This window comes from Streptomyces sp. NPDC088730 (genome assembly GCF_044751215.1).
Classification (GTDB): Bacteria; Actinomycetota; Actinomycetes; order Streptomycetales; family Streptomycetaceae; genus Streptomyces.
In genome coordinates this window covers 1-22,985 of sequence record NZ_JBIVLK010000031.1, presented here as the reverse complement: position 1 = coordinate 22,985, position 22,985 = coordinate 1, and the positions used below count along the sequence as shown (strand labels likewise).

22 protein-coding genes are annotated in these 22,985 nt (G+C 72.5%); 19 read left to right on the top strand and 3 right to left on the bottom strand.

What is annotated here, in order from left to right:
- Positions 1–708 (bottom strand): alcohol dehydrogenase catalytic domain-containing protein (locus ACIP89_RS37565; RefSeq protein WP_401934577.1); only part of this gene is annotated, 708 nt, incomplete at its 3' end.
- Positions 709–918: 210 nt separating this feature from the next.
- On the opposite strand from ACIP89_RS37565, the gene ACIP89_RS37560 reads away from it, so the two are divergent.
- From ACIP89_RS37560 to ACIP89_RS37520, 9 genes are all read left to right on the top strand, one after another.
- On the top strand, positions 919–1,683 hold the full coding sequence (locus ACIP89_RS37560; RefSeq protein WP_402118968.1) for a thioesterase II family protein: 765 nt from the start codon (positions 919–921) through the stop codon (positions 1,681–1,683).
- Entirely contained in the window at positions 1,680–2,699 is a 1,020-nt protein-coding gene (locus tag ACIP89_RS37555; protein WP_401934575.1) for a 3-oxoacyl-ACP synthase III family protein, read from the top strand. Before ACIP89_RS37560 ends, ACIP89_RS37555 begins: the two co-directional genes overlap by 4 nt.
- Before the next feature lie 106 nt (positions 2,700–2,805).
- Positions 2,806–3,183: a nuclear transport factor 2 family protein gene (locus tag ACIP89_RS37550; protein WP_401933977.1), complete on the top strand. Its 378-nt coding sequence runs from the start codon at positions 2,806–2,808 to the stop codon at positions 3,181–3,183.
- Positions 3,184–3,805: 622 nt separating this feature from the next.
- The gene (locus ACIP89_RS37545) at positions 3,806–4,627 is read left to right on the top strand and encodes a BTAD domain-containing putative transcriptional regulator (RefSeq protein ID WP_401933974.1); all 822 of its coding nucleotides are present in this window, start codon (positions 3,806–3,808) and stop codon (positions 4,625–4,627) included.
- Positions 4,628–4,669: 42 nt separating this feature from the next.
- The gene (locus ACIP89_RS37540) at positions 4,670–5,470 is read left to right on the top strand and encodes a thioesterase II family protein (RefSeq protein WP_401934573.1); all 801 of its coding nucleotides are present in this window, start codon (positions 4,670–4,672) and stop codon (positions 5,468–5,470) included.
- Between the two features lie 40 nt (positions 5,471–5,510).
- A complete protein-coding gene (locus ACIP89_RS37535) occupies positions 5,511–6,776 on the top strand; it encodes a beta-ketoacyl-[acyl-carrier-protein] synthase family protein (protein ID WP_402118966.1) in 1,266 nt (421 codons plus the stop codon).
- The gene (locus tag ACIP89_RS37530; RefSeq protein ID WP_402118964.1) at positions 6,773–8,029 is read left to right on the top strand and encodes a ketosynthase chain-length factor; all 1,257 of its coding nucleotides are present in this window, start codon (positions 6,773–6,775) and stop codon (positions 8,027–8,029) included. Before ACIP89_RS37535 ends, ACIP89_RS37530 begins: the two co-directional genes overlap by 4 nt.
- 53 nt (positions 8,030–8,082) lie before the next feature.
- Positions 8,083–8,346 carry an acyl carrier protein gene (locus ACIP89_RS37525; RefSeq protein WP_401933963.1) on the top strand — a complete coding sequence of 88 codons (264 nt, stop codon included), beginning with the start codon at positions 8,083–8,085 and terminating at the stop codon, positions 8,344–8,346.
- Entirely contained in the window at positions 8,346–9,266 is a 921-nt protein-coding gene (locus ACIP89_RS37520) for an MBL fold metallo-hydrolase (RefSeq protein WP_401933960.1), read from the top strand. Before ACIP89_RS37525 ends, ACIP89_RS37520 begins: the two co-directional genes overlap by 1 nt.
- Positions 9,267–9,273: 7 nt before the next feature.
- Here the strand turns inward: ACIP89_RS37520 and ACIP89_RS37515 are convergent, their stop codons facing one another.
- Positions 9,274–9,732: a nuclear transport factor 2 family protein gene (locus ACIP89_RS37515; RefSeq protein ID WP_401933957.1), complete on the bottom strand. Its 459-nt coding sequence runs from the start codon at positions 9,730–9,732 to the stop codon at positions 9,274–9,276.
- Positions 9,733–9,790: 58 nt separating this feature from the next.
- A complete protein-coding gene (locus ACIP89_RS37510) occupies positions 9,791–10,297 on the bottom strand; it encodes a nuclear transport factor 2 family protein (RefSeq protein WP_401933954.1) in 507 nt (168 codons plus the stop codon).
- 149 nt (positions 10,298–10,446) lie between these two features.
- Between ACIP89_RS37510 and ACIP89_RS37505 the strand changes: the two genes are divergently transcribed.
- The 10 genes from ACIP89_RS37505 to ACIP89_RS37460 all read left to right on the top strand — a co-directional run.
- Positions 10,447–12,039: a class I adenylate-forming enzyme family protein gene (locus ACIP89_RS37505; protein ID WP_402118962.1), complete on the top strand. Its 1,593-nt coding sequence runs from the start codon at positions 10,447–10,449 to the stop codon at positions 12,037–12,039.
- Between the two features lie 72 nt (positions 12,040–12,111).
- The gene (locus tag ACIP89_RS37500; RefSeq protein ID WP_401933948.1) at positions 12,112–13,827 is read left to right on the top strand and encodes an FAD-dependent oxidoreductase; all 1,716 of its coding nucleotides are present in this window, start codon (positions 12,112–12,114) and stop codon (positions 13,825–13,827) included.
- Positions 13,828–13,829: 2 nt separating this feature from the next.
- A complete protein-coding gene (fabG, locus tag ACIP89_RS37495) occupies positions 13,830–14,612 on the top strand; it encodes a 3-oxoacyl-ACP reductase FabG (RefSeq protein WP_401934562.1) in 783 nt (260 codons plus the stop codon).
- A 25-nt stretch (positions 14,613–14,637) separates the two neighbouring features.
- The gene (locus ACIP89_RS37490; protein WP_402118959.1) at positions 14,638–15,594 is read left to right on the top strand and encodes an aromatase/cyclase; all 957 of its coding nucleotides are present in this window, start codon (positions 14,638–14,640) and stop codon (positions 15,592–15,594) included.
- A gap of 250 nt (positions 15,595–15,844) precedes the next feature.
- Positions 15,845–16,099 carry an acyl carrier protein gene (locus tag ACIP89_RS37485; RefSeq protein ID WP_402118957.1) on the top strand — a complete coding sequence of 85 codons (255 nt, stop codon included), beginning with the start codon at positions 15,845–15,847 and terminating at the stop codon, positions 16,097–16,099.
- 265 nt (positions 16,100–16,364) lie between these two features.
- On the top strand, positions 16,365–18,122 hold the full coding sequence (locus ACIP89_RS37480; RefSeq protein WP_402118955.1) for an acyl-CoA dehydrogenase: 1,758 nt from the start codon (positions 16,365–16,367) through the stop codon (positions 18,120–18,122).
- Positions 18,123–18,180: 58 nt separating this feature from the next.
- Positions 18,181–19,032: a 4'-phosphopantetheinyl transferase family protein gene (locus tag ACIP89_RS37475; RefSeq protein ID WP_401933934.1), complete on the top strand. Its 852-nt coding sequence runs from the start codon at positions 18,181–18,183 to the stop codon at positions 19,030–19,032.
- A gap of 207 nt (positions 19,033–19,239) precedes the next feature.
- Entirely contained in the window at positions 19,240–21,330 is a 2,091-nt protein-coding gene (locus ACIP89_RS37470; RefSeq protein ID WP_402118952.1) for a condensation domain-containing protein, read from the top strand.
- A gap of 76 nt (positions 21,331–21,406) precedes the next feature.
- Entirely contained in the window at positions 21,407–22,630 is a 1,224-nt protein-coding gene (gene metK, locus ACIP89_RS37465; RefSeq protein ID WP_401934555.1) for a methionine adenosyltransferase, read from the top strand.
- Positions 22,631–22,755: 125 nt separating this feature from the next.
- Positions 22,756–22,985 (top strand): homocysteine S-methyltransferase family protein (locus ACIP89_RS37460; protein WP_402118950.1); only part of this gene is annotated, 230 nt, incomplete at its 3' end.

Here is a 22,985-nt window from a genome sequence, read left to right as displayed (position 1 = left end):
TCCGCCGCTGGCGCCCCAGATCAGCACGTTGTCGCCCTGCTTCATGCCCGCGCCGTTGCGCGAGACCAGCTGGCGGTACGCGGTCGAGTTGACCAACCCGGGGGACGCCGCCTCCTCCCAGGTCAGGTGCTCGGGCTTGGGCATCAGCTGGTTCGACTTCACCAGGGCGAGCTGCGCCAGGCCGCCGAAGTTGGTCTCGAAGCCCCAGATGCGCTGCTCGGGGTCGAGCATCGTGTCGTTGTGGCCGTCCGAGGACTCCAGCTCCACCGAGAGGCAGTGTGCGACGACCCGGTCGCCGGGGTGCCAGGCGTTGACGCCGGGGCCGGTGCGCAGCACCACGCCCGCCAGGTCGGAACCGAGGACGTGGTACGGCTGGTCGTGGCGGGCGGCACCCGGGAACCGGCTGGCGTACCGCTCCAGGAACCCGAAGGTCGGCAGCGGCTCGAAGATCGACGACCACACGGTGTTGTAGTTGATGGCGCTGGCCATGACGGCGACGAGGGCCTCGCCCGGACCCGGCTCGGGGGTCGGCACATCCTGCAGATGCAGTGACTTGCGCGGGTCCTTGTCCACGGAGGACATCCCCTCGAAGATGCCGGCGTCCTCCTTCCGGACAACGGTGCCGCGATAGGTCTCCGGGAGCCGAAGACCCGCGAAGTCCTGGGGCGTCGCGTCCTCGGAGAGAAGGGCGTTGATGATCTCGTCCACGTGAATTCCCTGATTCTCTTGAGAGCCGAGGAGGGCGAAGCCGGCCACCGTTCATCAGCGTGGGACATGGCACCGCCGCGCAGCACCCCTGTCCGCCCCCTGAACGCGCACCCCGGTGCCCTAGGGGCCGGTTAGGGGAGGCCCTGGGGTGGTGCGCGCCGCCATCCTGGGCCTGTATCGCGGCTTCTCTCGGACCGGCTAGGAGAACTCATGACGGCAATCCCCGACAGCCCCTGGTTCAGGAACTACCGTCCCTCTCCGGACGCACCCGTACGTCTGGTCTGCCTGCCGCACGCCGGTGGTTCGGCCAGCTTCTACTTCCCGGTGGCGCGGGAGCTCGCGCCGCGGGTGGAGGTCCTGGCCGTCCAGTACCCCGGCCGGCAGGACCGCCGCACCGAGCCGGCCGTCACCAGCCTGGAGACGATGGCCGACTGGATCGCCGAGGAGCTGAAGCCGTTGGCGGACCGGCCGTACGCGCTGTTCGGGCACAGCATGGGCGCCGCCATCGGCTTCGAAGTGGCCCGCAGGATGGAAGCGGCGGGCCTCGGGCCCACCGATCTGTTCGTCTCCGGCCGGCGCGCTCCCTCGCTGGACCGCGGTGACGAATGGCATCCCGGCACCGACGAGGAGGTCGTCGCGGAGATCCGGCAGCTCAACGGGACCGGAGGCTCCCTGCTCGACGACGAGGAGACCCTGCGCATGATCCTGCCCGCGTTGCGCGCCGACTACGGGGCGCTGCGCGGCTACCGCTACCGGCCGGGGCCGGCCCTGGACTGTCCCGTCACCGCGTTCACCGGCGACCAGGACCCCAAGGCGCGCGTCGAGGACGTACGGGCGTGGATGAAGCACACCCGGTCGGGGTTCGGCCTGAGCGTCCTGCCCGGCGGGCACTTCTTCCTCATCGAACAACAGGGCGAGGTGCTCCGTACGATCCGGGAGCAGCTGGCCCGTACGCCGGTGGCGGCGCAGGCATGACCGTGTACTCGCCCGCCCCGAGCGGCATCGGGATCATCGGCACCGGCTCCTACCTGCCCGAACGGGTCGTCACCAACGAGACAGTCGCCGCCCGTGCCGGGGTCACCGCCGAATGGGTCGAGCGCAAGACCGGCATCCGGGAACGGCGCTACGCCGCGGATCACGAGGCCGCCTCCGATCTCGCGACCGAGGCCGCGGTACGGGCGCTGGCCGACGCCGGGGCGCGGCCCGAGGACCTCGCCTGGATCGTCGTCGCGACCTCCACCCCCGACCACCCGCAGCCGGCCACGGCCGCGTTCGTGCAGCACCGCATCGGCGCACCCCAGGCGGCCGCCTTCGACCTGAACGCGGTGTGTGCCGGATTCGTCGCCGCGCTGCACACCGGCTCCCGGCTGCTGGCCGGGCCCGAGACCGATGGGCGGCGCCGACTGGCGCTCGTCATCGGCAGCGAGGTCTACTCACGCATCATCGACCCCGGGGACCGCAGAACCGCACCACTGTTCGGGGACGGGGCGGGTGCCGTGGTGCTCGGGCCGGTGACCGGGGGCCGGGGGCTCCTGGGCACGGGCATGCGCACCGACGGCCATCTGCACGGCCTGATCGGAGTCGCCGCGGGCGGCAGCAGGGAGCCCGCGTCGGAGAAGACCGTCGCCCGCGGGGACCACTTCTTCCGGATGCGGGGCCGGGACGTACGGGAGTTCGTGGAGCGGGAGCTGCCGGGCGCCGTCGCGGGCACCCTCGACGCCTTCGGGGTGACGGCCGACGAGGTCGACCACTTCGTACCGCACCAGGCCAACGGCGAAATGCTGCGGAGCGTGGCCGTCGGGCTCGGGCTGGCCTCGGCGCGTGTCCACCTCCCGGTGGAGCGGCACGGGAACACCGGAGCCGCCTCGATACCGCTGGCGCTGGACGAGGCCCGGCGCGCGGGTGAGCCGTCCGACGGCGAACTGGTGCTGCTGGCGGGGTTCGGCGGCGGAATGACCCTGGGCACCGCTCTGCTGCGCTGGGGCCGCTGACGGCCTCGGGACCGGCGAGCCCGGATGCTGAGGTGTCGCGCTTCATCCGATACCGGAGCACCCACGGGAAGAGCGCGGTCCGCGAGGCGACTGGTATTACTGGTGCATGCAGGAAGAAACCGCGCGGTCCGCGATCGACACGTTCATCTCCGCGTTCAACGCCTCGGACGACGGCTATGTGACTGAGCTGCTCTCCCAGGCCCTGACCTCGGACGTGGTTTTCTGGGGGCCGTTGGGCCGCAGTGAGGGGATCGAGGCGGTCGAGCGGTTCGTGCTGGACATCCGGCGCCACCCTGCGGGGACCGGCACGATGGTGCGTTGTTCGGCGGTGGACATGCCGGACGAGTGGGCCCGGTACCAGTGGGTCTTCACGACGCCGGACGGAGGCCCCCGCCTGGCCGGAACGGACGTCGTCCATCTGCGGCGGAGCCTCATCGACCAGGTCATCGTCTTCGCGGGGGAGATCGAGCCGTCCGCCTCCTGAGCCATTCCCGTCCGGCGCCGTCCTCCTCCTGAACCGGCCCTGTTCGGGGCTCCCGGGCTGCCCGGTCGAGATCTCTTCGCAACACTTCGGGAGCCATTCCCCCTGACGCTCGGTGAGCATCCGGGCGAAGGACCGGACGTGACCGGTCCGGGCTGCGAGTTCAGGGCAGTCGGCCGGTAGGGACCTGAGCCGGCGCTGCTCGATCCCGGCCAGCGTTGCAGGCCGGCTGAGGATCCGCCTCGTCCCGGCGTTCGTCCGGGCAGGGCTTGTGCCCGTCGGGGACGGAAGCCCTGTTGTGCCGCCACTGGCCGCGAAAGGGTCTTCCGGCTTCTCACCCAGCGTCATGGCCCGTGAGCCCTCAGCCGTGAATGCGCGACACGTCAGCATGCGGGCCGACCGGTCCCGAGGCCGGCCGAGGCCGCTGAGGCGTAGGTTCCGGCACCGGCCGGGCATCCGCGGTGGCCGTTCGTTGGAGGGTCGCTAGAGCGCAGGTCGAGGTCTGTGGGCCGGTGGGGTGAACGGCGCTAGCGTGCGGAACGCCAACAGCTTCTGGCCAGGGCCCCGTCCGCCTTCGATCCGTCGGACAGGCCTGGGGAATCGACCGGGCAACGGGGAGGAAATCGTGGAGATTCAGGTTCTGGGCCCGCTGAGTGCCGACGTCAACGGGGTGTCGATCGTCCCGACCGCGGGAAAGCCGCGGCAGATTCTGTCGCTGCTCGCCTTCTACCCGGGCCGGGTCATGCCCGTGCCCACGCTCATGGAGGAGATCTGGGGCACCGACCTGCCCCAGAGCGCGATGACCACCCTGCAGACGTACATCCTTCAGCTGCGCCGCAGGCTGGGCACCGCGATGGGACCGGACGCGCCCGGCAACGCCAAGGAGGTCCTCGCGACCCGGCACGGCGGCTACCTGCTGCAGATCCCGCAGGAGTCCGTCGACGTGCACCGCTACGAGCAGCTGGTGTCGGCGGGGCAGAGCGCCTTCGACGAGGGCGAGGACGGGCGGGCCGCGAGCCTGTACCGCGAGGCGCTGGGGATGTGGCAGGGGCCGGTGCTCGTGGACGTACGGGTCGGGCCGATTCTGGAGATCGAGGTCCTGCGGCTGGAGGAGAGCCGCCTGGTGACCGTGGAACGGCGCATCGACGCCGATCTGCGCACCGGCAGGCACAGCGAACTCCTCGCCGAACTCACCGACCTGATGGCACGCCACCCCCAGCACGAGGGGCTGCACTCGCAGGCGATGGTGGCGCTGTACCGCTCCGGCCGCCAGGCCACCGCGCTGGACGTCTACCGCAGGCTGCGCACCCGCCTCATCGAGGACCTCGGCGTGGAGCCCTCGCCCCAGCTCCAGCGGCTGCACCAGGCGATGCTCACCGTCGACCCGGCGCTGGACACGCTCAGCGGATCGCGCCGCGGCTCCACCTTCGATCTGTACGCGGCCTGATCCGAGCATGTCTCCAGGCACTGTCAAGGAGGATCGGCGACCTTGAGGCCGACCGGCGAACCCACCCAGGAGGTACGGCAGATGTACGAGGAAGAGCCGGTACCGCTCCACTGCTTCGCGCACGCCGGAGCCGGCGTCTCGGCCTTCTACAGCTGGCCCGGTGATCTGGGACCCGGGGTCGAGCCGCTGCCCAGACTGCTGCCGGGCCGCGAGGCCAGGCGCCGCGAGCCCCGTGTCACCGGGCGCGAGGGGCTGCTGGCCGACGTGATGGACACCTTCGCCCAGGCACCGGACGCCTCCTACGTGCTGTACGGGCACAGCCTCGGCGCGATGGTCGCCTACACCGTCACCCGCGCCCTGCACGAGGCCGGGCTGCCCGGTCCGGCGCTCCTCGCCCTCGGCGCCTGCCCGCCCCCCGACGCCGCCTCCGTGCTGTCGGACGCCGCCTGGGGGCCGGAGGACCAGTTGCTGGAGCTGCTCGCCGAGACCGGCACCCTCCCGCAGGGCGCGGAGCCCGGCGGACTCTGGCACCGGGCCGTGCTGCCGGTGCTGCGGGACGACCTCTCCCTCGCCCACGAACTGCGGATCAACGCCCACGAAGCGGTGGTCGGACCGCCGCTGTCCGTGCCGATGCTGATCGTCTCCGGCACGGACGACCCGCTGGCACGGCCGGACGTGATGGCGGGCTGGCGGCGCTGGAGCACCGGACCGATGGTCACCAGGACCGTGCCGGGGGACCACTTCTTCGTACGCGGCCACGAGCTGCCGCGGCTGCTCGGGCGCGCCTGCCGGGTCGTACGGCGCACCCGGCCGGCCCGCGCCATGGCCGCGGCCCGCGGCTGACCGCCGCCGATCACAGGAGGACAGACATGAGGGACAGCCGATGAGACGCGTCGTCATCACCGGGATCGGGGTGGTCGCCCCCGGCGGGGTCGGCACCGAGGCGTTCTGGTCGCTGCTGACCGAGGGCCGCACCGCGACCCGCCGCATCACCCTCTTCGACGCCTCCTCGTTCCGCTCGCAGATCGCGGCCGAGGCCGACTTCGTTCCGGCAGACCACGGCTTCTCCCCGCAGGAGGCACGACGCCTGGACCGTGCGGCCCAGTTCGCCCTTGTCGCCGCCCGCGAGGCGGTCGCCGACAGCGGACTGGCAGCGGGGATACGGCCCGAACGCACCGGGGTCACCCTGGGCAGCGCCGTCGGCTGCAGTACCGGACTCGACGAGAGCTACGCGCACGTCAGCGAGCACGGCAGTCACTGGCTGCTGGACCACACCCGGGCAGAGCCGCGGCTCACCGACTACCTCGTGCCCAGTTCCATCGCCGCCGAGGTGGCGCGTGACGTCGGCGCGCAGGGGCCCGTCGCGGTCGTCTCCACCGGCTGCACCTCCGGCCTGGACTCGCTCGGCCACGCCGTCGAGCTCATCCGCGAGGGCAGTGCCGACGTGATGGTGGCGGGCGCCGCGGAGGCACCGGTCACCCCGATCACCCTGGCGTCCTTCGACGCGATCCGCGCCACCTCCGCGCGCAACGACGAGCCGGAGACCGCCTCCCGCCCCTTCGACCGCACCCGCAACGGCTTCGTGCTCGGCGAGGGCAGCGCGGTGCTGATCCTGGAGGAGTACGGGCACGCGCTGCGGCGCGACGCCCATGTGTACGCGGAGATCGCGGGCTTCGCGAGCCGGTCCAACGCGTACCACATGACGGGACTGCGCCTGGACGGCGGCGAGATGGCCGAGGCGATCAGGATCGCCCTCGACGAGGCACGGCTCGACGGCACCTCCGTCGACTACGTCAACGCCCACGGATCGGGCACCAAGCAGAACGACAAGCACGAGACGGCGGCGTTCAAACGCAGCCTGGGCGAGCACGCCCACCGGGTGCCGGTCAGCTCGGTCAAGTCGATGATCGGGCACTCACTCGGCGCGATCGGGTCCCTGGAGATCGCCGCCAGCGCCCTGGCCATCGAGCACGGCATCGTGCCGCCGACGGCCAATCTGCACGATCCGGACCCTGCGTGCGACCTCGACTACACGCCGCTGGTCGCCCGGGAGCAGCGCACGGACACGGTGCTCAGCGTGGGCAGCGGATTCGGCGGCTTCCAGAGCGCGATGGTGCTCACCACCCGGCGGCTGGGGGTCGCCGCATGACCGCCGTGGCCCCCGAGGAGGCCGGACTGATCGGTGCCCGAGGCGTGGAAGCGGCCGTCACCGGCATCGGTGTCGTCGCGCCCGGCGGCGTCGGCGCCGAGCAGTGGTGGGCGGCCGTGCTGCGGGGCGAGAACGCCATCGGGCCCGTCACCCGCTTCGACGCCTCCGGCTACCCGGCGCGCCTGGCCGGGGAGGTGACCGGGTTCGTCGACGCGGACCACGTCACGAGCCGGCTGCTGCCCCAGACCGACCGGGTGACCCGGTTCGCGCTCGCCGCGGCGGCCGAGGCCCTGAGCGACGCGGACCTCGACCCGGCCCGGCTGCCCGACTACGCGGTGGGCGTGGTCACCGCCAACGGCTCCGGCGGTTTCGCGTTCGGGCAGCACGAACTCCAGGCGCTGTGGAGCAAGGGCAGCCGGCACGTCGGCGCCTACCAGTCGTTCGCCTGGTTCTACGCCGCCAACTCCGGCCAGATCTCCATCCGGCACGGGCTGCGCGGCCCCAGCGGAGTCATCGTCTCCGAGCAGGCGGGCGGCCTGGACGCCGTCGCCCAGGCCCGCCGTCAGTTGCGCAAGGGGATACGGGCCGTGGTCACCGGCGGAGTCGACTCTGCGGTCTGCCCCTGGGGCTGGACGGCCCATCTGGCCGACGGCGGACTGAGCACCGGTGACGATCCGGACCGCGCCTATCTGCCCTTCGACGCCGAGGCGTCGGGCCATGTCGTCGGCGAGGGCGGCGCCCTGTTCGTCCTGGAGGACGGGGACGCCGCGCGTGGTCGCGGCGCCACCGTCCACGGCACGATCGCGGGCTGTGCCGCCACGTTCGACCCGGCCCCCGGCACCGGGGGGCCCCGGCTTCTGGCCGCCGCCGAACTGGCCCTGGCGGATGCCGGTGTCGCCCCGGGCGAGATCGACGCCGTCTTCGCCGACGGGGCGGGCGAACGGAACGCCGACCGGGCCGAGGCCCAGGCGCTGGCCGCGCTGTTCGGCCCGTACGGGGTGCCGGTCACCGCGCCCAAGTCGATGACCGGCCGGCTCTCCGCGGGCGGCTCCGCCCTCGACCTGGCGGCCGCCCTGCTCGCCCTGCGCGACCAGGTGATCCCCCCGACGACCGGCACCGCACGGGCCGACGACGACTGCCCCGTCGACCTGGTGACCGGCGGCCCGCGCCCGGCCGTGCTGCGGACCGCACTGGTACTGGCCCGCGGCCGGGGCGGCTTCAACGCCGCCACCGTGGTGCGCGCCACACGCTGACCACGTCCCGCTGCCGGACGTTCTGAATCAACACCGAGGAGAAAGGCACTTCCGTGGACCGGCTGGAGCTCACCGAACTGACCGCCCTGCTGCGCGCCTGCGCGGGCGAGGGGGAGGGCATCGACCTGGACGGCGACGTCCTGGACACCCTCTTCCTCGACCTGGGCTACGACTCGCTCGCCCTCCTTCAGGCCACCGGCGTGATCGAGCGCGACTACGACGTGCTGCTGGACGAGGAGGCACTGGACGACGCCGAGACCCCGCGCCAGTACCTCGCACTTGTCAACCGTGCCCTGGCCGCCCGGATCGCCGCCTGATGGGCGGCGACGCCGGGGAAGCGGGCGCGCCCCGGCTCACCGAGATCGCCGACGGCGTCTTCGCCTATGTCCAGCCGGACGGCGGCTGGTGCCTCAACAACGCCGGAGTGATCGTCGACGGCGGCACCGGCCTACTCGTCGACACCGTCGCCACCGAGGCACGGGCCCGGCGGCTGCGCGCCGAGGCGCTGCGGGTCGCGGGCGGCCCACCGCGTCTGGTGGTCAACACCCACTTCCACGGCGACCACACCTTCGGCAACTTCGTCTTCCCCGAGGCCGTCGTCATCGGCCACGAACGGGCGCGCGCCGACATCGCGGCGGCCGGGCTGCACATGGCCGGGCTCTGGCCCGACGTGTGCTGGGGCGATCTGGAGGTGGTGCCCCCGAACATCACCTACAGCGACCGCATGACGCTGTACGCGGGTTCCCTGCGGGCCGAGCTGATCCACCCGGGGACCGCGCACACCACCGGCGACACCGTCGTGTGGCTGCCCGAGCAGCGGGTGGTGTTCACCGGCGACCTGGTCATGTCGGGCGCCACGCCGTTCTGCCCGATGGGTTCGGTCTCCGGCTCCCTGGCCGCGCTGCGGACCCTGCGCGCACTCGGCGCCCGGACGGTCGTGCCGGGCCACGGACCAGTGGGCGGCCCCGAGCTGCTGGACGACAACGAGGGATACCTGCTGCGCCTCCAGCGGCTCGCCCGGGAGGGGCTGGCCGCCCGGCTCACCCCGCTCCAGCTCGCCCGCGAGGCGGGCCCCGGCGCGTACGCCGGTCTGCTGGACGCCGAGCGGCTGGTGCCCAACCTGCACCGCGCCTACGCGGAGGAGCTCGGCGCGGCGCCCGGCGATCCGCTGGACATTCCCGCGCTGTTCCGCGAGATGTCCGAGCACCACGGCGGGCGGCCGGCCTGCCACGCCTGAGGTGGCGTCAGAACGACTGGTGGTCAGGGGTGATGCGCCGCTCACGGGTGCGCAGCTCCCCGTCCTCGTACACCAGCACGTCCTCCACCACACTGCTCGGCGCGATGACCGGCGCGGGGTCCCAGGGGCGGCTGACCACGACCAGCGTGTAGTAGTGCGTGACCAGGGTGCCGTCCGGTCCCGGATCCACGCGCAGCATGTTGTGCCAGTGCCGGCACCGCACCGGCTCGGTGCCGAAGCGCCGGGCGTGCGCGGCGCGCAGCGTCGCAGCGATGGCCTCGCGGCCGTGCGCCCGCGGGATACCGGGTGACTGTGCGAACACCCCGTCCTCGGTGAACGTGGCGGCGAACTCCTCCGCCCGCAGATCGTCGAGGAGCCGGACCTGCCGGGCGTAGAACTGCTGGACCTCCACATAGAGCGCGGTCCGGTCGGTGCCGAGGCTCGGCTCGGTCGCGTACGTCGTCATACTGCGTCTCCTGGTCTCAAGGCCGTCCTGGCCGGCTGCCGGTCAGAGGTGACACCGCTCAGCCGAGGTCGTCGCGGGTCACGACGCGGTGGCGGGTGCGCCACTTGCCCCGCGAGCGGACGAGCACGTCCTCCATGACGCACACCCGGTGCACCGCGGAGCCGCCCTGACCGGGTGTCACGTACACCAGCGCGTAGCAGCGCGTGTGCAGCGTCCCGTCGGCCTGCGGCCGCAGGTCGAGCATGCCGATCCAGTGCCTGAACCGTTCCCCGCTGCGGGCCTGCTGGGCCTTGTTGCGCCGCACGTTCGACGCCAGAGCGACGCGTCCGCGCACCGGCTCGGCCAGGGTCGGCACGTCGAAGACGGCGTCCTCGGTGAAGGTTCCCGCCCAGCGCTCGGCCTCGTGCTGGTCGAAGAGCTGCATCTGGTGTCCGTAGAACTGCTGGATCTGCGCGTACAGGACGCCGAACTCCGTCTCGGTGAGCACCTCGGGGGGTGCCTCGAAGACGGCTGCGGTATCGGTCCTGGTGGCGGCTCGGGTGCGGCTGAGTATCTCGGTGGTCATGTGACCGGCCCTCCGTTCCATCGGATACGGACACTCTCTGTGGCACAGATCGAGCGCTCTTCGAAGATTCCTCAAGCGCCCTGGTCGAACGTGTGAACCGCAGCCAGTGAAACGGCGGCCGCGCCCCGACCAGCCGGAGGAGAACGAGCATGCCGAACTTTGTCTTTCCGGACCTTCCGCTGGACGGCCTGCTGCGCAGGGCTGCCGTGCGCGACCCCGACGGCATCGCCGTGCGGACAGCGGACACGGTCCTCGGCTTCGGCGAGCTGGACACGCTGACCGATCGTGTCGCCGGCTGGCTGGAGCGGCATAACGGGGGACGGACCGGTGTCCGTACCGGCGTCGCCCATGTCCTCGACCCGGTGTTCGTCGCCACCTACTACGGCACGGTCCGCAGCGGGGCGACGGCGGTGCTGGTCAACCCGCTGATGGGGGAGCAGGGGCTGCGGCACGTCTTCGCCACCGCCGGGGTGGAGGTGGCCTTCGTCCCCGCGGCCGTCGCCGAGCCGCTCACCAAGCTGCGCGGCGTACTGCCCCGGCTCCGCACGATCGTGGTGACCGACGCACCGGACGGGGTGACCCCGGGGGACACGCTGTCGCTGCACATGGAGCTGGAGTCGGCCCCGCACGCCTGCGGGCAGGGCTCGTCCGACCCGGGCTCGATCGCCTGCGTCCAGTTCACCACCGGCACCACCGGCCGCCCCAAGGGCGTCCTGCTGACCCACCGCAACCTGGTCGCCAACGCGAAGCAGACCGCCCTCGCCCACCACCTGGACGAGGCCTCCGTCACCCTCAACCATCTGCCGCTCTACCACGTCATGCACCTCAACTCCGCGGTGTACGCCGGGTCGTGCCAGGTGCTCTGCCAGGACCCCGATCCGTTCGCCTCGCTCGCGGCGGCCGCCTCGGCCGACGCCACCCACTACTACGGGCTCCCCGCCCGGCTGCACCGCCTCGCCTCCGACGAGCGCCTGGCCGCCGCCGCGGGGCCCCCGCCCGGCGGCGCCCGGCTGACGGCGGTGCTCTCCGGCGGTTCCGGGCTGCGGCCCCAGGCGGCACGCGCCCTGCGCGACCGGCTCGGCGTCCCCGTCATCCAGGGCTACGGCATGGCCGAGCTCTCCCCGCTCACCCACTGCCAGCGGCCCGAGCGCTACCGGACGGGCGAGGTCGGCGGGACCGTCCCCGGCACCGAGTGCCGCCTGGTAGACGTGGACTCCCGCACCCCGGTCGAGGTCTGGTCCACCGGAGAGGTCCAGGTCAGAGGCCCGCAGCTGATGGCCGGCTACCTCGGCGACGCACAACCGTCCCGGATCGACGAGGACGGCTGGTTCTCCACCGGCGACGTCGGCTACCTCGACGACGACGGAGAGCTGCGCCTGGTGGACCGGCTCGACGACATCTTCAAGTACGACAACGAGATCGTCTCGCCGAGCCAGGTCGAACGGGTCATCGGCGAGGACCCAAGGGTCGCCGACTGCATCGTCGCCGACTGGCCCGACGACGTGCACGGCGGTCTCGTCTGGGCCGGGATCGTCCTGCGTGAGGACCCCGGGGACGCGTGCGCCGGACGGGTTCCGGGGTCCGACGTCCTCGCGTCGGTCACCGAACGCGCCAACGAGCGGCTCGCGGACTTCGAACGGATCCGCCTGGCCGAGGCGCTGGAGGCGGTGCCCCGCACCCCCACCGGAAAGCCCGAACGACGCGCGCTGCGGCGGCGGCTGAAGACACGCGCCGCCGCATGAACGCCCGCATCCGCCCCACCACCAGGAGCAGACCATGGTGACCCTCGCCAACAAGCCCGCCCAGGAGGGCGCATGAGCACCGACCGGCCCGACGCGATCGTCGCGGGCGCCGGACCCGTGGGCCTGACCGCCGCTCATGAACTGGCCCGCAGGGGCCTGCGCGTACGGCTCGTCGACGCCGCCGCCGGCCCCGCCCGCACCAGCAGGGCCGTGGCCACGCACCCGCGCACCCTGGAGACGTACGACCAGATGGGCATCGTCGACGCCATGCTCGTACGGGGCCGCCGCAACCGCGCGTTCACCATGTACGCCGAAGGGCGTCGCCTGGTGCGGCTGGAGGCCGACTACGCCACGATGCCGACTTCGTACCCGTACACCCTCGTCATCGGTCAGACCGAGACGGAGGAGGTGCTGCGCGAGGCCGTCGCCCGCCTCGGAGTCGAGGTCGAGTGGGGGGTGCGGCTCACCGGCTTCGAGCAGGACTCCGACTCGGTGCGGGTGACGCTGAGCGGGCCGGACGGCACCGAGGAGAGCGTCGGGACGTCCTGGCTCGTGGGGTGCGACGGAGGCCACAGCACCGTACGCAAACTGCTCGGGCTCGAACTGCTCGGCGGGGCCGGGGAGACCTGGATGCTCGCCGACGCGCCGGTCGCCACCGACCTGCCGCCCGACACCATCTACTGGGCCCACACGGGCGGACAGGCACTGATGATGGTGCCCTACGCCCGGGACGGGCACTGGCGGCTGCTGGACACCGCACCCGTCGGGCGGGGCACCGACCCGCGCCCCGTCGAGGAGCGGCTGACCGAGAAGCTGTCGGCCGGGCTCGGCCGCCGGGTCCGGGTCGGGGAGAGCGAGTGGACCTCGGTCTTCACCTTCCAGCAGCGGATGGTGGAGCGGATGCGCGAGGGCCGCGTCCTCGTCGCCGGGGACGCCGCGCATGTGCACAGCCCCGCCTCCGGGCAGGGCATGAACACCGGCATCCAGGAGGCGTACAACCTCGGCTGGAAGGTGGCCATGGTCGAGCACGGCCACGCGGGCCCGGAACTCCTGGACACCTACAGTGAGGAGCGGGTGCCGATCGGCCGGGCGCTGCTCGGCTCCACCCGGGCCGCCACCTTCCTCGTCCAGCTGAAGAACATGTTCGCCTCGGTGGCGCTGCCCGTCGTCTTCACCTTCGTACGGAACGTGACCCCGTTGCGCCGGGCCGTTCAGCGCAAGGTGCTCGGCGGCATGTCCGGCCTGCGCGTCGGCTACGGCGATTCGTCCCTGACCACCGGCGAGGCCTCCCGTCGCAAATCCGGCACCGGCGCCGGACCCGCCCCGGCGCCCGGACCCGGCGAGCGGGTCGTCCGGGCCCCGGTCCACGACCCGGACGATCCCGGCTGCGCCGGTCTGCGCGCAGAACTCCGCGACCCCCGCTGGTCCCTGCTGCTCGCCGCGGGCGGCACCGGGCCGGGGGACGTCCCGGTGGGCGTGGCGATCACGGCCGCCGCCCAGTACTCCGAGTGGCTGTCGGTGCGCACCGTCGGCGGTACCGGCTCCGACGGTCCCGCGCCGCTCGCCGACCCGGACGGACGGCTGCGCGCGGCACTCGGCCTGGCGCCGGGCCACTGGCTGCTGGTGCGTCCCGACGGCTACACCGCCGCGCGGGCCGGCGTCCTGACCCGGGCCGCCCTGGGCCGGGCGCTCGCCCCGCTGCGGCCGGCAGAGCTGCTCGCCGACGCGGCCCGGCCCGAACCGGGACTCGCCCTCCCCGCCCCCGCCCACCGGCTGAAGGAGCACTGACCGTGACCGACAACGAACCCGTAGCCCTGATCACCGGGGCCACCAGCGGCATCGGACTGGCGGTGGCCCGTCAGCTCGGCCGGTCCGGGCACCGCGTCTTCCTGTGCGCGCGCACCGGACCGGACGTCAAACAGACCGTCGAGGACCTCCGGGACGAGGGCCTGGAGGCCGACGGACTGGCGGCCGACGTCCGCTCCCGGGAGTCCGTGGCCGAGCTCGTGAGCGCCGCCGTCGCGACGTACGGACACGTCGACGTGCTGGTCAACAACGCCGGGCGCAGCGGCGGCGGCGTGACCGCCGACATCGCCGACGAGCTCTGGTACGACGTCATCGACACCAACCTCAACAGCGTGTTCCTGGTGACGCGCGAGGTGCTGAAGAACGGCGGCCTCACGGGCAGCGGACGCGGGCGGATCATCAACATCGCCTCGACGGCCGGCAAGCAGGGCGTCCTCCTCGGCGCCCCGTACAGCGCCTCCAAGCACGGGGTCGTCGGCTTCACCAAGGCGCTGGGCAGGGAGCTGGCCCCCTCGGGCGTCACGGTCAACGCGGTCTGCCCCGGCTACGTCGAGACGCCGATGGCGCAGCGGGTGCGCCAGGGGTACGCGGCGGCCTGGGACACCACGGAGGACGTCGTGCAGGAGCGGTTCGAGGCGAAGATCCCGCTCGGCCGCTACTCGACACCGGAAGAGGTCGCGGGACTGGTCGGCTATCTGGCCTCCGAGTCCGCCGCGTCGATCACCGCACAGGCGCTCAACGTCTGTGGCGGACTTGGCAATTTCTGAATCTGTGAGGAAGAGGTGATGTGTGGTGTCGAGTGAGCGTGTGTACCGCACGGCGCATTCGGTCGAGGTGGCCGCACCGGCGGGGGTCGCGTACGGGCTGATCTCGAACGCGGTGCAGTGGCCGCTGTTCCTCCCGCCGAACGTCCATGTGGAGCGGCTGGACTTCGACGGGCAGAACGAACGGCTGCGGATGTGGGCGACGGCCAACGGGGAGGTCCGGTCATGGATCTCACGGCGCGTGCAGGACCCGCAGGCGCGGCGGATCGACTTCCGCCAGCAGCACCCGCAGGCCCCGGTCGAGACGATGAACGGGACCTGGACCGTCGAGGAGCGGCCGGGCGGCACCAGTGTGCTGACCCTGCTGCACGACTTCACCGTGACCGGTGACCGGGCCGAGGACGTGGCCTGGGTGGAGCGGGCGATCGACACCAACTCGGTGGCGGAGCTGGACCATGTGAAGCGGCTGGCCGAGCGCTGGCCCCGGCTCGACGAACTCGTCCTGTCCTTCGAGGACGCCGTACGGGTCAAGGGCCCGTCCGAGCTGGTCTACGACTTCCTGTACCGGGTCAGCGACTGGCCGGAGCTGGTTCCGCACGTGGCCCGCCTCGAACTGACGGAGGACACCCCCGGCGTCCAGGTCATGGCGATGGACACCCGCACCGCGGACGGCTCGACCCACACCACGGAGTCGGTACGGGTCTGCTTCCCGCAGGCGGGCCGCATCGTCTACAAGCAGACCACCACCCCCGCGCTGATGGACGCGCACACCGGTGAGTGGTCGGTGCTGCCCGACGAGTCCGGCGTGACGGTCATCTCCCAGCACAGTGTGGTGCTGCGCGAGGAGGCCATCGAGAGCGTGCTCGGCGAGGGCGCCGACCTGGCTCAGGCCCGCCGCTACGTACGCGAGGCGCTCGGCCGGAACTCGACGGCCACCCTCAACCTGGCCAAACGCCACGCGGAGTCCGCGATCCGCGTGCTGTGACCGGGCCCTCCCGCCGCATCCTGGCTGAACGCCCGGCGCGGCCGACGTCCACCGCTGCTCCGGTCCCGCTCCAGCCGCCGCTGTGACGCTTCCACGGCGGACTTCCCCGGCGGGGAACGGGCGGGCAGCAGTGGCGGGCCCGGCTCTCCCACGGGTGGCCGGCGGGTGGGTCAGTGATGCGTACACGCACCTCTGACCCACCCGCCGGCCACCCGGCGTCGCGCTCCACGACATCAGGACGGATGAAGAGATGAGCACGGACAACAGAGCCCGGATCGCGGAATACCTGTCCCGTTTCTTCCCGGTTCATGACCTGAAGGCGGACGACGACATCTTCGAGCTCGGCTTCGTCAGCTCGGTGTTCGCGATGCGGCTCGTCTCCTTCGTGGAGCACGAGTTCGGCATCACCGTCGAGAACGAGGACCTGGAACTGGAGTACTTCTGCTCGATCGCGGCCCTCGACGCGTTCGTCGCCCGCAAGCTGTCCGTTCCGGTCCCGGGGTAGCGGGGACCGGCGGAGCCGCCGAGCGTCACCCCGCATACTTCTGGAACCCGCTCGAATCCCGCTTGAGCCGGATACGGGCCGCGCTCGGACGCGAGCCGGGAAATGGCCGGGACCCGCTTCCGGGTGGCTCGGTGAACGGTCGGGGAATGGCAGACGACGCGTCGAGTACGGCTCCGGTGCCGCACGAGGCGTGCCCGTCAGAGTCGTGCCTACCGGCGCGATATCTGGCGCGCACCCTGCGACGACGGAGCTGACTCCCGCTGCCATGACCACCACCGCCGACATCACCGGAACCACGGCCACCGGTCACAGCTGGTGGGAGTCCGACGCACGCACCCGGGCGTCCCGGCTCGAAGCGCTGCTCGGCGACCCCTACGACCCCGTGAACCCGCACGGGCTGCGCGCCCTGTTCGCCGCCGACGCCCGAAGCGCCCCGCCCGCCGCCACCGAGGACCTCCTCGCCGGCACGGACCTGGGCGCCGAGTTCGTACCCGTCGAATACGGCGGCCGGCTCACCCGCGCCGACCTGCTCGCCCGCGTCCTGCGACCGGTCTTCCGCCGTGACGTCGCCCTCGGCTTCGGCTACGGCATCACCTCGCTGTTCGCGACCGGCGCCATCTGGGCGGCAGGTACCCCCGCGCAGCGACGCAGCACCGCCGACCTGCTGCTCGGCGGGGGACGGGCCACGATCCTGCACCACGAACTGGCCCACTCCAACGCCATCCTGCGGCACGAGTTCACCGCGGGCACCGCCCCCGGCGGCTACCGGCTGAACGGGCGCAAGGACGTGATCATCAACGCCGCACGCGCCGACGCCCAGGTCGTCTACGCCCGCACCGACCCGGCCCGCGGACCGCGCAGCCACTCGGTGCTGCTCCTGGACCCGGCCCGGCAGGACGGCCCGTCCGTGCGGCACCTCCCGCGCGTCACCACTCCCGGCATGCGCGGAGCGCTCTTCTCCGGGCTGGAGTTCACCGGCCACTTCGTCCCCGGCGACGCCCGCGTCGGCAGCACGGGCGAGGGCGTGGCCCTCGCCCTGCGCACCTTCCAGGTCAACCGCAGCCTCATCTGCGGTGTCGTCACCGCGGCCGCGGACACCGTCCTGCACTCCGCGGTACGGGCCGCGACCACCGGCCGCAGCGGCCCCATCGCGCGCCGCTGGCACAAGCCGCTGGCCGGAGTCTTCGCCGACCTGCTGGCCTGCGACAGCATGGCCACCGTCGTCCTGCGCGCCCTGAGCCTGCTGCCCGACCGGGCCCACGTCTTCGCCGCCGCCGTCAAATACGTGGTGCCCGACCTGCTGCGCGAGAACCTGGAGGAGCTCGCCACCGTCCTGGGAGCGCGCGGCTACGAGCACGACAGCCCGGAGTACGGCGCGCTCGGCAAGCTCGTACGGGACCTGCCGGTCGCCGGACTCGGCCACGCCGGAACCGCCTCCTGCCAGTCCGTGATCGTCCCCCAGCTGCGCGCACTGGCCGAACACTCCTGGTTCGAGGAGCCGGAACCACCGCCGGAGCTGTTCCGCCAGGGAGCCGAACTCCCGGTACTGGACTACCGGTTGCTGGGCCTCGCGGGCGGCGGCGACTTCATGGCCGCCTCCCTCGCCGGCTCCGCCGGCCGCCTCGCCTCGTACCGCGGCCTGGGCGGACAGATCGCCGCGCTCGCCGCACTGGCCGAAGGCTTCGCCACCGAACTGCGCGCCCTGCGCGAGGAATGCCGCCGGCTGCCCGCCTACGGCACCACGGCGCTCGCCGACCCCGCCGTCTGCGTACTCAGCGACCGCTACAGCCTGATCGTCGCAGCCGCCGCGGTACTCGGCGTGTGGGAGGGCCAGGACGGCCGGGACCCGTTCCTCGCCAATCCGGCCTGGGCGCTGCTCGCGCTGTCCCGACTCGGCGAGCGGCTCGCCATCCCCGTGCCCGAACTGCCCGACGGCTGTCTGGCCCAGGTCATGGAGGAACTGGTCCGCCGCTTCCGGACGGGCCGCAGCTGCGACCTGGACGGCATCACCCTCGCCCAGTGAAACAGCGGCACCCACGCCCGGGCACGGGGCGGGCAACCACTCAGGGAAGGAAGAACCGTTGACGCGGACAGAGCTGATGACCGCGGCGCCGGGCGCCGCGGCACGTATCACCGAGCCGATCCACGTCAGCGGCCCCGACGGGCCGTGGGATCTGGTGCGCGAAGGCATGGACCTGCGCGGCAACGCCGTGGTGCACACCACCTGGGGGGAGTGGCTCACCGGAGCCGTCGCCGACCCCTCGCTGCGCCCACTGCTCGGCCGGGACTGGCAGCGCTACCGCCGTACCACCGACCCCACCATCCGCTACCGCTTCGTCGCCTCCCGGCTGGCCACCAAGTTCACGGCCGCGGCCGCGCTGGGCACCCGGCCCGCCGAACTCGACCTCGCGTACAAGATCGGCGGACGGCCCTATCTGCGAGGGCTCGACCAGATCGATGTGAGCCTCACCCACACCGACGACCTGATCGCCGTCGGCATCAGCCGCAGCGGCAGGATCGGGGTCGACGCCGAACCGGCCCACCGGCACATGTCGTTCGAGCTCCTCCAGGACCATGTCTGCACGCCCGCGGAGCGCGCCGATCTCGCGGTGCTGCCCGAGGCCGAACAGCGGGCTCAGCTGCTCCGGCTGTGGACCCTGAAGGAGGCCTACACCAAGGCACTCGGCCAGGGCCTGCGCCTCGGCTTCACCGAATTCGGCTTCGGCGTCGGCGCGGGCGGGCTGCTCGCACCCGACGGGACACCGGCCGCCCGCGACGAATGGGCGTTCACCACCCGACTGGTGCTCGGCCGCTACCTGATCAGCGTGGCCTGCCACGACTCCGGACTGGACACCTCACGTGACACAGCGGCCCGCACCATGCTCGACGAAGGGTTCATGGGAGCCGTCGCGGGACTCCTCGACCACGGATGACACCGCCGGCACGTTCGCGGATCCGTCCAGAGCCGGTGGAGAAATCCGGCCTTGCTCCCCTGCGCGGCTAACGTGCCGGAGGACGGTTCCGAGCGTCGTACCAGGTCCGTATCGGGCGGGCCTCGCATGCCCGTTCCGTGCTCGCAGAGAGGGGAGGGAGGGGGTGCGCGCCCCGTACACACCATGACCGCCGATCATCTCTCACGAATGTCTCCGGACGGACCGATCACCGTCGTCGTCGATCCCGGAGAACCCCCCTACGACGCTCCGCCGTTCCTGGAGCTCCGGGGTCCCCTGGACACCCGGCGCCTCGAATCCGCGCTGGACCGGATCGCCGCCGGCCGCCCGGACGGCCCGGCCTGGCAGCACCGGCTCCGGCCCCACGGTCCTGGCCTGCACACCCTGGCGCTCACCATGAGTGCCCCCGGGGAGTTCCCGGCCGGCCTGCTGGCCGACCTGCTCACGGACCCGCCGCCGGCCGGCCGGTCGGTATGCGCCGTCCCGCCGAGCCCGCTCCAGCACGAACTGCTCGCCGACGCCGACGCCCACCCGGGCACCGGCCGCCACGTCGAACAGCTCGGCTGGCTCTGGCACGGGCCGCTGGACCCCGAACGCTTCACCGCCGCCTGGCAGTCGCTCTTCGACCGGGAGAGCGTGCTGCGTTCCGCCTTCGCCGACGGCCCCGAGCCGCGGATCGTGGTGCACGACCGGGTCAAGGCCGAAGTGGTGCGGCTGCCGCACAGCGCCGCGGACTGGGCCGCGCTGGTCGAGTACGACCGGTGCCGCGGCCTCGACCCGCGCCGCCCCGGACCGCTGCGCGTGACCGTGCTGGGCGGCGACCCCGTCGTATCGGCCACCGCCCAGCCCACCCGGGTGCTGCTCACCTACCACCACGCGCTGCTCGACGGCTGGAGCGCGCGCCTGCTGCTGCGGGAGTTCTACCGCGCCTACCTGGCCGGCGGCTGCCTGCCGGGCGGTGAACGCCGCCCCGACATGGCCGACTACGCGCGGTGGCTCGCGGATCAGGACACCGGGCCCGCACGCACGTTCTGGACGGATGCCACACCACCGCCCGGCGTCACGCATTCGCCCCTGCCCGTGGCCACCGCCTCCGACCCCGTGCCCGCCGGGACCCGGACCGGGACCGGGCGCACCCGGCTGCGGCTGACCGCCGTGCAGACGGCACGGCTCGGCGCCTGGGCGGCCGGCTGGGGCAGCACCGAGAGCGGTGCGCTGCAAGCCGTCTGGGCCCTGCTGCTCTACCGGGCCGCCGGAACCGCCGACGCGGAGCCGGTCCGCTTCAGCGTGACGGTGTCCGGACGCGGCATCCTGTTCGACGGAGTGGAGCGCCTGCCGGGCGCCCTGCGCAACCCACTGCCGATGTCCGTCGTCGTCGACCCGCGCGGCAGCGTGCCCGAGCTGCTCGGCCTGCTCCGCGACCGGGCCCTGGACATGGCCGCGTACGAGTGGGTCTCGGCGGGCCAGATCCGTACCTGGACCGAGGACCGGGCCGAGCCGTCCGGCGCGGTGGGCAGCCTGGTCGCCTTCGAGGGCGGGCCGGGCGGCCCGGACGACCTCGTCCGGGAACTCGCCGCACAGGGGGTCCGGGTGGACCCGCCGGAGACGCTCGGCGCCCCCACAGCCTTTCCGCTCACGCTCGTCGCCCACCACGACGGCGACGGCGGACTCGTCGTGACCGTCTCCCACGACCACACCCGGCCCGCCGGAATCGGCGGTGTCCTGGCGCACGTCGCCTTCCTGCTGGACGAACTCCCGCGGGTGGCGGGCGAGTCCACCACCATTTCCGAGGTGCTGGCGCGGCTGGTCGACGCGGACGCGGAGACGAACGCGGACACGAGCACCGGTACGGGCACGGAGGCCGGTACGCCCCCGACCACATCGGCGGACCAACCGGCCGACGCCGACGCGCCCGCCCTCATCACCCTGCGACCGGCCAGGAACCCCGGCGCGGGCACCGTCTGCCTCGTACCGTCGCACGGCACCCCCCGTTTCTGCTACGAACTGCTCGCGCGCTCGTACCAGGGCCCCGAAGCCCTCGTACTGCTGGGCGCCGCGCTCGACGACGGGGCCGGGTACGAAGCGCTCAGGCCGCTCATCGAGGCGGGCGGGCACCTGGTGCTCGGCGGATTCTCCGGCTGCGGAGTCGCCGCGTACCGCATCACCCGGCTCATCGCGGCGAGCGGTGGCCGGCCGCCGCTCATCGTGCTCACCGGCGCCGCGACGTCCGCCGGAGATCTCGCCAGGCTGCTCGAATCCGCCGCCGAACGCGCCGGATGACGCACACGTCGGACGACCACCCGGCCGGCCGCGCCGACGCTCGACCGTTCAACGGACCTCACACCTCTGGAGAGCCATGTCCCGCCGCCTGTTCACCTCGGAATCCGTGACCGAGGGCCACCCCGACAAGATCGCCGACCAGATCAGCGACGCGATCCTCGACGCCCTGCTGAGCCAGGACCCGTCCTCCCGGGTCGCAGTCGAGACGCTGATAGCCACCGGCCAGGTGCACATCGCCGGTGAGGTGACGACCAAGGCGTACGCCGACATCCCCGGTCTCGTCCGCGAGACGATCCTGGGCATCGGCTACGACTCGTCGGCCAAGGGATTCGACGGCGCCACCTGCGGGGTCTCGGTGTCCATCGGCGCGCAGTCGCCGGACATCGCACAGGGCGTCGACACCGCGTACGAGAAGCGCGTCGAGGGTGCCGCGGCTGGCGGGGAAGGGGATGAACTCGACAAGCAGGGCGCCGGCGACCAGGGCCTGATGTTCGGCTACGCCACGAACGAGACCCCGTCTCTGATGCCGCTGCCGATCGACCTGGCCCACCGGCTCTCACGCCGGCTGACCGGGGTCCGCAAGGACGGCACCGTCCCCTACCTCCGTCCCGACGGGAAGACGCAGGTCACCATCGAGTACAGCGGCAGCCGCCCGGTCCGCCTCGACACCGTCGTCGTCTCCTCGCAGCACGCCTCCGACATCGACCTCGACAACCTGCTGGTCCCGGACATCCGCCACCACGTCGTCGAGCACGTACTGACCGAACTCGCCGAGGACGGCATCAAGCTGGAGTCCGACGACTACCGGCTGCTGGTCAACCCGACCGGACGCTTCGAGATCGGCGGCCCGATGGGCGACGCCGGTCTGACCGGCCGCAAGATCATCATCGACACCTACGGCGGCATGGCCCGCCACGGTGGCGGCGCCTTCTCGGGCAAGGACCCGTCGAAGGTGGACCGCTCGGCCGCCTACGCGATGCGCTGGGTCGCCAAGAACGTCGTCGCGGCGGGCCTCGCGGACCGGTGCGAGGTCCAGGTCGCGTACGCGATCGGCAAGGCCGAGCCGGTCGGCCTGTTCGTCGAGACCTTCGGCACCGGCGCCGTCGCCCAGAACCGCATCGAGCAGGCGATCAAGCAGGTCTTCGACCTCCGCCCGGCCGCCATCATCCGGGACCTCGACCTGCTGCGGCCGATCTACTTCCGGACCGCCGCCTACGGCCACTTCGGACGCGACCTGCCCGACTTCACCTGGGAGCGGACCGACCGCGCCCAGCAGCTGAAGGCCGCGGCCGGTCTCTGACCGGCCGGCTACTTCGCCTTTCGTGCTCCGTACTTTCGAGGAGGGCCCGACGTGCGCATCGTTGTCACCGGTTCCGCCGCCGCGGACGCGGCCGGACTGTTCGCACCCGCCCCGGACCACCGGTCATGACGGGCACCCGGTCCGCAGCGCTCCGTGAGGCGCTCGCCACCCGGGTGGTGGTGGCCGATGGTGCCATGGGCACCATGCTCCAGGCCCAGGACCCGACGCTTGAGGACTTCGAGAACCTTGAGGGCTGCAACGAGATCCTGAACCTCACCCGGCCGGACATCGTGCGCTCCGTGCACGAGGAGTACTTCGCGGTCGGCGTGGACTGCGTGGAGACGAACACCTTCGG